7 protein-coding genes are annotated in these 8,370 nt (G+C 69.1%); all 7 read right to left on the bottom strand.

Annotation, left to right across the window (positions count from 1 at the left end; translation table 11 throughout):
- Positions 1-1,226: 1,226 nt before the first annotated feature.
- Complete coding sequence (gene mmuM / locus ACWF0M_RS36970) at positions 1,227-2,117, bottom strand: homocysteine S-methyltransferase (protein WP_452240426.1); 891 nt, start codon at positions 2,115-2,117, stop codon at positions 1,227-1,229.
- Positions 2,110-3,036: an FAD-dependent oxidoreductase gene (locus ACWF0M_RS36965; RefSeq protein WP_452240425.1), complete on the bottom strand. Its 927-nt coding sequence runs from the start codon at positions 3,034-3,036 to the stop codon at positions 2,110-2,112. The genes mmuM and ACWF0M_RS36965 overlap by 8 nt, the downstream gene beginning before the upstream one ends.
- Positions 3,037-3,077: 41 nt before the next feature.
- Positions 3,078-4,163, bottom strand: coding sequence for an esterase-like activity of phytase family protein (locus ACWF0M_RS36960; RefSeq protein ID WP_452240424.1), 1,086 nt, complete (start codon positions 4,161-4,163; stop codon positions 3,078-3,080).
- Between the two features lie 70 nt (positions 4,164-4,233).
- Entirely contained in the window at positions 4,234-5,058 is an 825-nt protein-coding gene (locus ACWF0M_RS36955; RefSeq protein WP_452240423.1) for a M55 family metallopeptidase, read from the bottom strand.
- A complete protein-coding gene (locus tag ACWF0M_RS36950; RefSeq protein WP_452240422.1) occupies positions 5,059-6,441 on the bottom strand; it encodes an enolase C-terminal domain-like protein in 1,383 nt (460 codons plus the stop codon). It abuts the gene before it with no gap.
- The gene (kdgD, locus tag ACWF0M_RS36945) at positions 6,438-7,364 is read right to left on the bottom strand and encodes a 5-dehydro-4-deoxyglucarate dehydratase (protein WP_452240421.1); all 927 of its coding nucleotides are present in this window, start codon (positions 7,362-7,364) and stop codon (positions 6,438-6,440) included. The genes ACWF0M_RS36950 and kdgD overlap by 4 nt, the downstream gene beginning before the upstream one ends.
- Before the next feature lie 52 nt (positions 7,365-7,416).
- Complete coding sequence (locus ACWF0M_RS36940; RefSeq protein WP_452240420.1) at positions 7,417-8,304, bottom strand: LysR substrate-binding domain-containing protein; 888 nt, start codon at positions 8,302-8,304, stop codon at positions 7,417-7,419.
- Positions 8,305-8,370: the final 66 nt, after the last annotated feature.

The raw sequence follows: 8,370 nt of genomic DNA, 5'->3' as shown, positions 1-8,370 counted from the left end.
GCGTGCGCCCCGTGCGCCCCGTGCGCGCCGCCCGCGGCCCCCCACGCGCCGTCGCGGCCCCGCGCGCCGCACGCGCCGCCAGACGGGGTTTGCACAGGAACTGGGGGCGCCGCACAGGAAATAGCCTGTTCCCACCCACCACTTCCGCGACAACGCCCCGAGATGTGCCGCTTCCGGCGGTCGCTCTGCAAGCCCACGACAACACCACCTCGATCGCAGTCCCTGTCGCGCAGCCCGCGATCTCCGGAAACTTTTCGCCACCAGGTGACATTTATGTTCCGCAAAGGCGCGATGATGCGTCCGCTACGAGCCAGTGCAAGCGCAACCCCGACGGCCGGGAAGCCAGCGACCTGGCGCCGCTGTGGATAACCGGCTCTCCTGTCCGATGCGTGGTTGCTGGAGGCGGTACCCGGGAACTTGAGACAGACCGTGGAGACCCGGAACCGAACATTTCCGGTCTCCACCCACCACCCCCTGCCCCACCGCACCACCGCACGCCCCCGCACCACCGCACGCCCCCGCGCCACGGCATGCGCCGCGCCACCGCACGCATCGCACCGCACGCATCGCACGGCACGCATCGCACGGCACGCATCGCACGGCGCGCACGGCCCGGCGCGCACGGCCGGCGCGCATGGTCCGCCCGCCCGCACCACCGCATGCACCGCCCGGTCCATCCCGTCGGCCGGCCCCGAGGTCGGGCGCGACCAGAGCCCGCGCACACGAGGGGATATCCGATGGTGTTGTGGCTTCTCCGTTGGTGTTAGAGGGGAGAAGCCACAACGCCAGGGGATATCCGTTCTTGTGCTGGATGGGTGGCTGGGTGATCGGGTTGGTGGCAGGACGGCTGCTCGCGGCGGGGTGATGTGCACGCTCGACAGGTAGTGCACCGGTGAGACGGTGTACGCACAGGCGCGTTCACGCTCAGGTGCACTACCCGGCCACTCGACACCTCCTGTCGAGCGTGCACATCACACCAAGCCCGGCATCGCCCTGGAACCCGTCGATCACCCCACGTCAGTCACAAGAGCCGGATATCCGGTCTTCTGCTGGATGGGGTGGGTGTTGTGGTGCCGGCTGGAGGGTTATGTGTGCGGCTGGCGGGAAGCAGGAGGCCGGTGGTGACATAACCCGCCAGTGGTGACCTGCCATGGGGATGCGTCGCCGGGTGGTCGGCTGGACGATCGGGTTGGCTGATCGCGGTGGGAGAGACAGGTGGCGCGCAGCTACGCAATGCCCGCCGCAAGCGCTCGGATGTCGTTCGGGCCGACTCGGCAGCAGCCGCCGACGTACGCAGCCCCCGCCTTCACCCACTCGGGTGCAAGCCCCGCCAGACCTACCCCGTCGCCGACCCAGGTGCGTGCAACCGCGTCCCAGGACTCGCCGCGGTTGGGGTAGGCGACTGCGGGCTTCCCGGACACGGCGACGGCTGTCTGCACCGCAACCGCGACGTCGGTGGGCTTGCAGCAGTTGATGCCGACAGCAACAACCTGATCGATGACGGGAATCGCGAAGGCTTCCGCGAGTGGTTGGCCGGCGCGCGTGTGGTCGCCATCGATCGAGTACGAGAACCACGCCGGGAAGTCGAGTTCGCGCAGTAGCTCGACCAGGACCTCGGCCTCCTCGGCGTCCGGGATGGTTTCGACCGCCAACAGGTCGGGGCCGGCGGACGCGAGGAGTTCGAGGCGCGGGCCGTGGAAGTCGCGGAGGACCTGCGAGCTCACGCCGTACCGGCCGCGGTACTCCGATCCGTCCGCGAGCATCGCGCCGTACGGACCGACGGACGCGGCCACCAGCCGGCGCCCGGTCGGCGTCGCGGCGAGCAGGTCGTCGACCTCATCGCGGACTTCGAGCGCGATGCGGACGCTGCTGGTGATCAGGCGCTCGGCCTCGCTGCGTTCGACCCCGGCGCGTTCGAACCCGACCACGCTGGCCTGGTAGCTCGCGGTGGTGGCGACCATCGCGCCGGCCTCGTAATACGCGCGGTGTACGGCGGCGATCTCCGCGGGATCGTCGCGCAGCAGGCGGGCGGACCACAGAGCGTCGGACAGGTCGTGGCCGCGGTCCTCCAGGGCGTTCGACAGTCCGCCGTCCAGGATGACGAGGTGGTCAGACACTTTGGACAAGTTCGAAGACCTCGTCGGCGCAGCCCCAGGACAGGGTGACGCCGGAGCCGCCGTGGCCGTAGCAGTGGATGATCGGTTCGCCGGAGCGGGTGCGGACGAGTTCGCACCGGATCGCCGGTCGCGCCGGCCGCAGCCCGACGCGCTGACGGATGATTTTCGCCTTGTGCAGTTGGGGAACCAGTTCGGCCGCCCGCTCCAGGATCTCCGCGGTGGTCTTCGGGTCGACGGTCAGGTTCCAGTCGCCGGGCTGGCTGGTGCCGCCGACGACCACGTCGTTCCGGCGCGGAATCACGTACGTCAACTCGTCCGGCGAACGGTCTGCGAGCAGCCACTCGGTCAGCCCGCACGGCTCAACCGTCAGCACCTGTCCACGAACTGGCGTGACCGTCGGATCGCTTGCGGTCAGCCGCGCGCCCAGCCCGGTGCAGTTCACCACCAGATCGGCCCCGGTCGGCAACGCGGACAGCGCCGCTCGCGTCAGCGTCCCGCCCGCAGCCTCGAGCCGTTTCACCAACGCAGGCAGGTACGCCGGCATGTCGATTACCGGCGTCGTGAAGGCCCACCCGTCGACGAACCCGGCCGGCGGCGACCCGACCCGCGTGAGATCCGGCAGTACGTCGGCCCAGCGCGGATCCGGCGTTCGCTCCGTCAGGAACTCGCGCCCGTGCCGCAGTTGCACCGACGGCTCGATCTCCGCCAGTTTCGCGAACTCCTCGTACGTCGCCCGCGACCAGCCGGCCACCCGGTCCTCGGGCGCCGACAGGTACGGGTACCAGATCGCGGCCGCCGCCGACGAGGTCGTCTCCAACGGCAGGTCGCGAGCGAACACCGCCACCTCGTACCCGCCCTCGGCCAGCCGGATGGCACAGCTCAGCCCGATCACGCCCGCACCCACCACGATCACGCGCATTCCCACAGTCTTACCTACACACCGTGATCACGCCAGGCGAGTTAATGCAGGTCGACGGCCAGCGAGTAGAAGCGGGTGATCTGGGTTGCGCCGTTGTTGTCGTCCGACATCAGGTACAGCTGCCGCCGTCCGCCCGGCAGGTACCCGCCGAGTGCGAGCGCCTCGGCGTTGTCCAACAGCGGGTTCGGCTGCGGCTGCTTCGCGACCGCGCCCGACGGCGGGCAGTCGCCCAGGTCGAAGAGCAGCTCCTTCTGCAGGAAGACCGACGTCGGCGCATCTGCCAGCGAGGCCTGGGCCGTCACGTCGACCGCCCGCCGCAGCGACACCGTGAACACACGGATCGTGTTCCCGACGCCCGGCGTGAACGTCCGCTCCATCGACACCAGTTCGGTCGGGCTCACCGACGCGAGCTCGACGAGCGCGAGTCCCGGGTCCGGCTTGTACGCGTACTGCGCGATCGGCCGGTACTCGTGCCCGGGCAGACCGACGTACCGGATGATGCGGTTCCGCGTGCGGTTGTCGGCGTCTGTCCCGTCCGATGCGAGCGGACCCTCCATGCCGGCGTACAGCGACAGACCGTCACGGCTGACCGCGAGCGACTCGAAGGTGGCGTTGCTCGTCGCCTCACCCGCCGGCGCGACCTGGAATCGGGCGGGCACCGGCAGTTGATCGATCTGCTTGCCGTCCGACAGCCGGAAGCGCCGGATCGACGGCTCCCGCTCCGACGTCGCGAGGATGGTCCGGTCGCCCCGCTCGACGACGAGGCCTTCGCCGTCGAAGTCGCCACCGTTGTACGGCGTACCGTCCGGACGCCGGAGGATCGTCATCCCGTCGACCTGCACCGACGTCGGCTTGCTGTTCACCTTCAGGTCGAACACGCGGGCCGGCGTGGTCCCGACGTTGTCGACGAGCGCGACCGCGCTGTGCGGCCCGGTCACGTTCAGCGCGGACAGCCCGGCCACCGGCTGCCCGTCGAACGTCGTCTTGTCGAGCGCGTCGCTGAATCCGAGGAGCGTCGCGTTCGAGGAGCAGGGGCCGCCGTCCTGAACAGGAGTCGCCGACGCGGTCAGCGTCGTGGTGAGGGCGGCCAGAACAACTGCTGCGGCCAACGGCTTCTGCCAACGCATTCCGGGCTCCTAGAAAGAGACGACAGCTGCGATCAAAACCTACCCTGCACGACGGGAGTTGAACGCATGGTTACTCGCTTACGCCGCGACTCAGCAGGACCGTCGCGATGAACGTCCGGTACAGCTGCAGCGGGTCATCATTGCGCAGGGCAACGACCTTCTCCTCACGGCGCTCGACTCCACGCAGCTCACACGCCAGCTCGGCGAACGCCCCGTTGTGGAAGCGGACGGTGAGTTCGGCGGGCAGCGTGATGCTCGGCAACCGGATGTCGCTCAGCCGGGCGAGCGCGCGGCGGGCGCCGTCGTGGATCATCTCTCGGGCCCGCTCTGGGTGCACCGACAGCGCGGCGTTGTGCGACACGGAGTCCTTCACCACGACCGATTCGATGTCCGGACAGAAGGCCTGTGCCTCGTGGATCGTCACCCGGTCGCCCGAGATCAGTACGACGGGAACGCCGTACGCCAGCGCTGCTAGCGCGTTGATCCCGGCCTCACCGGTGATCGCGCCGTTCAGCCGGACCTCGGCGATCGCCCGTGGGTTGTACGTGTGGTGCAGCACGGACGACGTCGACCCCGCCGACCCGTGATACGAGACGAAGAACGCCGCGTCGAACGAGTCGTCGAGGCCCTGCATCATGTACAGCGGCTTGTGCTTCCCGGACAGGTAGCTCGCCCGTCCGTGCAGCTCGTCCGGGCGCAGGTTCTGCATCGTCGAGTGCGAGTCGTTCACCACGAACTCGGTCCCGCCCGCGGCCAGCGCGCCATCGATCGCGGCGTTCACCTCGGCCTGCAGCTGTCCCCGGTAGTACTCGTACTCCGGGCCGGGGCCACGACACTGGCTCCAGTCGACAACCCCCGCCGTACCCTCCATGTCCGTTGACAAGAAGATCCTCATTCAACGCACCATACAAGGCCGTTTCGGGTCGAACTCCCAGTCCTCGATCAGGTACTGCATCGCGATCGCGTCGTTGCGCGCCCCGAGGCCGTGCTCCAGGTACAGCTCGTGCGCGGCCGCCAGCGCGTCGCGGTCGAGTTCGACGCCGAGCCCGGGCCGCGTCGGTACGGCGATCTCGCCGCCGGCGATCCGCAGCGGCTCCTTGGTCAGCGCCTGCCCGTCCTGCCAGATCCAATGCGTGTCGAGCGCGGTGATCTCACCCGGCGCGGCCGCGCCGACGTGGGTGAACATCGCGAGCGAGATGTCGAAGTGGTTGTTCGAGTGCGAACCCCAGGTCAGCCCGAAGTCGTGGCACAGTTGCGCGACCCGCACCGATCCGGCCATCGTCCAGAAGTGCGGGTCCGCCAACGGGATGTCGACCGCGTCCGTCCGGATCGCGTGCGCGAGCTCGCGCCAGTCTGTCGCGATCATGTTGGTCGCCGTCCGCAGACCGGTCTGCCGCTTGAACTCGGCCATCGTCTCGCGGCCCGAGAACCCGGACTCGGCGCCGCACGGATCCTCGACATACGCCAGTACGTCGTGCAAACCCGAGCAGACTGCGACGGCCTCGCGGACCAGCCACGCGCCGTTCGGGTCGACCGTGATGCGCGCCGACGGGAACCGCTCGTGCAACGCCCGTACCGCGTCGACCTCGACATGCGGATCGAACACGCCACCCTTGAGCTTGAAGTCCGCAAACCCATACCGCTCCTGCGCCGCCACAGCCAGCTCGACCACCGCGTCAGCCGTCAAAGCCGCCCGCCGCCTGAGCCGCAACCACCCATCCCCACCGCCCGCGCCCGCGCCGCCCGCACCGCCTGTGCCCGCGCCGCCGTCGCCGGCCTCCCCACCATCCTCGTCCATCCGGTAGGGCAGGTCTGTCTGTGTCGCATCGCCTACATAGAACAGGTATCCGAGCACCGGGACCGCGGCGCGCTGCTGCCCGTCACCGAGCAATTCAGCAACCGGTACGCCGAGATGCTGCCCGAGCAGGTCGAGCAACGCCGACTCGAGCCCCGTCACGGCATGCACCGTCGTACGAAGGTCGAATGTCTGCAACCCGCGGCCCCCGCTGTCACGCCCTTCGAAGGTGGTGGAGATAGTGCGCAGCAGGTGCCGGTATCCGGCGAGGGACTGGTTGACGAGGAGCGGAGCCGCTTCGCGGATCGTGCCGGCGATCTTCTCGCCACCAGGGACCTCGCCGAGGCCGGTGTTGCCCGAGCTGTCGGTGACGATCACGACGTTGCGGGTGAAGAACGGACCGTGCGCGCCGCTCAGATTCAGCAGCATGCTGTCGTACCCGGCAACCGGCACGACCTCCACCGAGGCGACGGTCGGTGTCACTTGACCTTGCCGATCAACTCGGTCAGCTGTGTGAGCTCCTCGTCGCTCAGGTCCTGCAGCGGTGGTCGCACCGGCCCGGCGCCGCGTCCGATCGCGTTGACGCCGGCCTTCACGATCGAAACGGCGTACCCCTTGGTCCGATCGCGGATGTCCAGATAGGGCAGGACGAACTCGCGCAGCTTTTGGTATACCGAATCGCGGTCCTGGGCGATCACGTCGGCGTAGAAGCCGAGCGCGAACTCCGGCACGAAGTTGAAGATCGCCGACGAGTACGTGCTGTACCCGAGCTGCAGCAGCGGCAGCGCGAACGTCTCCGCCGTCGGCAGCCCGCCGATGTACGTGAGCCGCTCGCCGACCCGCGCGTACGTCCGCGTCAGCTGCTCGACGTTCCCGACCCCGTCCTTGAGGCATACCAAATTCGGATTCCGGTCCGCGAGCGCGGCAACCGTCACATCGTCGAGGATCGCGTTCGCCCGGCTGTACACCGTCACCCCGAGTGATGTACTTCGGCAGACCGTCGACACGTGCTCGATCAACCCGCGCTGACCCGCCTCGGTCAGGTACGGCGGGAACAGCAGCACCCCGTCCGCACCGGCCGCCTCCGCCGCCTGGGCACCCGCCACTGCGGAGGCGGTCCCACCGGTCGCCGGCGCGATCACCGGGACCCGCCCGTTCACCTCCGAAACAGCGGCCCGTACGACGGTGTCGATCTCCGTCGGCGTCAGCGAGAACCCCTCGCCGGTCCCGCCCGCGGCGAACAGGCCCGCGACGTCGTGCTCGCTGAGCCAGGACAGGTGCTCGCGGTACCCGGCCTCGTTGAAGCTGAGGTCCGCGTGGAAATGCGTCACGGGGAACGAGAGCAGACCGGTCTTGAGCTGCGCGGCGAGTTCTGCGGGGGAGTAGCGGGGGGAGTTTTGGGTCACACCGCTCAGCGTAGGAAGCCGCGTGGATACCTGTCCAAGATCGATTTTGGATCTAGTGATGCTCTGGGAGCATCGTGAGTACGCGCTGCAGGACCGAGCTGGTCGCATCCCGCCGCCAGATCGCGTGCAGTTCGACGGCCTCGACAGCTCCTCCCGATCCGTCGAGGTCGCAGTACGTCACGCCCTCGACGCCGAGGTGCCGGGCCGACGCCGGTACGAGCGCGACGCCGCGACCGGCGGCGACCAGCAGGATCACGGTCAGGATCTGCTGCACCCGCTGCTCGATCCGCGGATGCGACTCGGCGAGGAACCGGACCGTCAGCTCGTGGAAGTACCGGGCCTGGGTCGGCGAGTAGCTGATCACCTGCTCCCCGCTGAAGTCCGCCGACGTCAACGGCCGGCCGAGCGCGGCGAGCCGATGGTTGCCGGGGACAACAGCACACAACGGTTCGCGGAACACGATCCTGGAGTCCAGTACTTCGGAGTCGAACGGCGGCCGCCCGAGCCCGAGATCCAGCTCGCCGCGCAGCAGCCCGTCGATCTGCGCGGGGGTGACCCGCTCGTGCAGGATCACGTCGACGTCCGGTAGCTCCTCGGACAGGCGGCGTAGCAGCGGCCCGAGCGTCCGGATCGCCGACGTGGCCGTGAACCCGAGCCGCAGCGTCCCGGCCGCGCCCTGGTCCACCCGGCGCGCGAGATCGCCCGCGGTCTCGACCAGTGCAAGGAGCCTCCGCGCTTCGGTGAGGAACGCGCGCCCGGCCTCGGTCAGCTCGACCTTGCGGTTGTCGCGTTCGAGCAGCCGCGCGCCGACGGCCCGCTCGAGCTTCTGCACCTGGCGGCTCAACGGCGGCTGGGTCATGTTCAGCCGGTCGGCGGCCCGACCGAAGTGCAGTTCCTCCGCGACCGCGACGAACGCGCTCAGTTGGTCGAGCGAGAACATCAGACACCTCGATCCAATCCGGATGCCGCCGTACAGCCTGCCCCCCGCGTCCGCGGCGGGACCGGT

This window comes from Kribbella sp. NPDC055110 (assembly GCF_053607525.1).
Note: the sequence above shows the minus strand (reverse complement) of the source record. Positions and strands in the feature narration are given on the sequence as shown.

Bases quoted from the DNA above. Each gene is read 5' to 3' on its own strand.
- ACWF0M_RS36965 (WP_452240425.1), bottom strand. From the start codon at position 3,036: ATGCGCGTGATCGTGGTGGGTGCGGGCGTGATCGGGCTGAGCTGTGCC.
- ACWF0M_RS36960 (WP_452240424.1), bottom strand. From the start codon at position 4,163: ATGCGTTGGCAGAAGCCGTTGGCCGCAGCAGTTGTTCTGGCCGCCCTC.
- ACWF0M_RS36955 (WP_452240423.1), bottom strand. From the start codon at position 5,058: ATGAGGATCTTCTTGTCAACGGACATGGAGGGTACGGCGGGGGTTGTC.
- ACWF0M_RS36940 (WP_452240420.1), bottom strand. From the start codon at position 8,304: ATGTTCTCGCTCGACCAACTGAGCGCGTTCGTCGCGGTCGCGGAGGAA.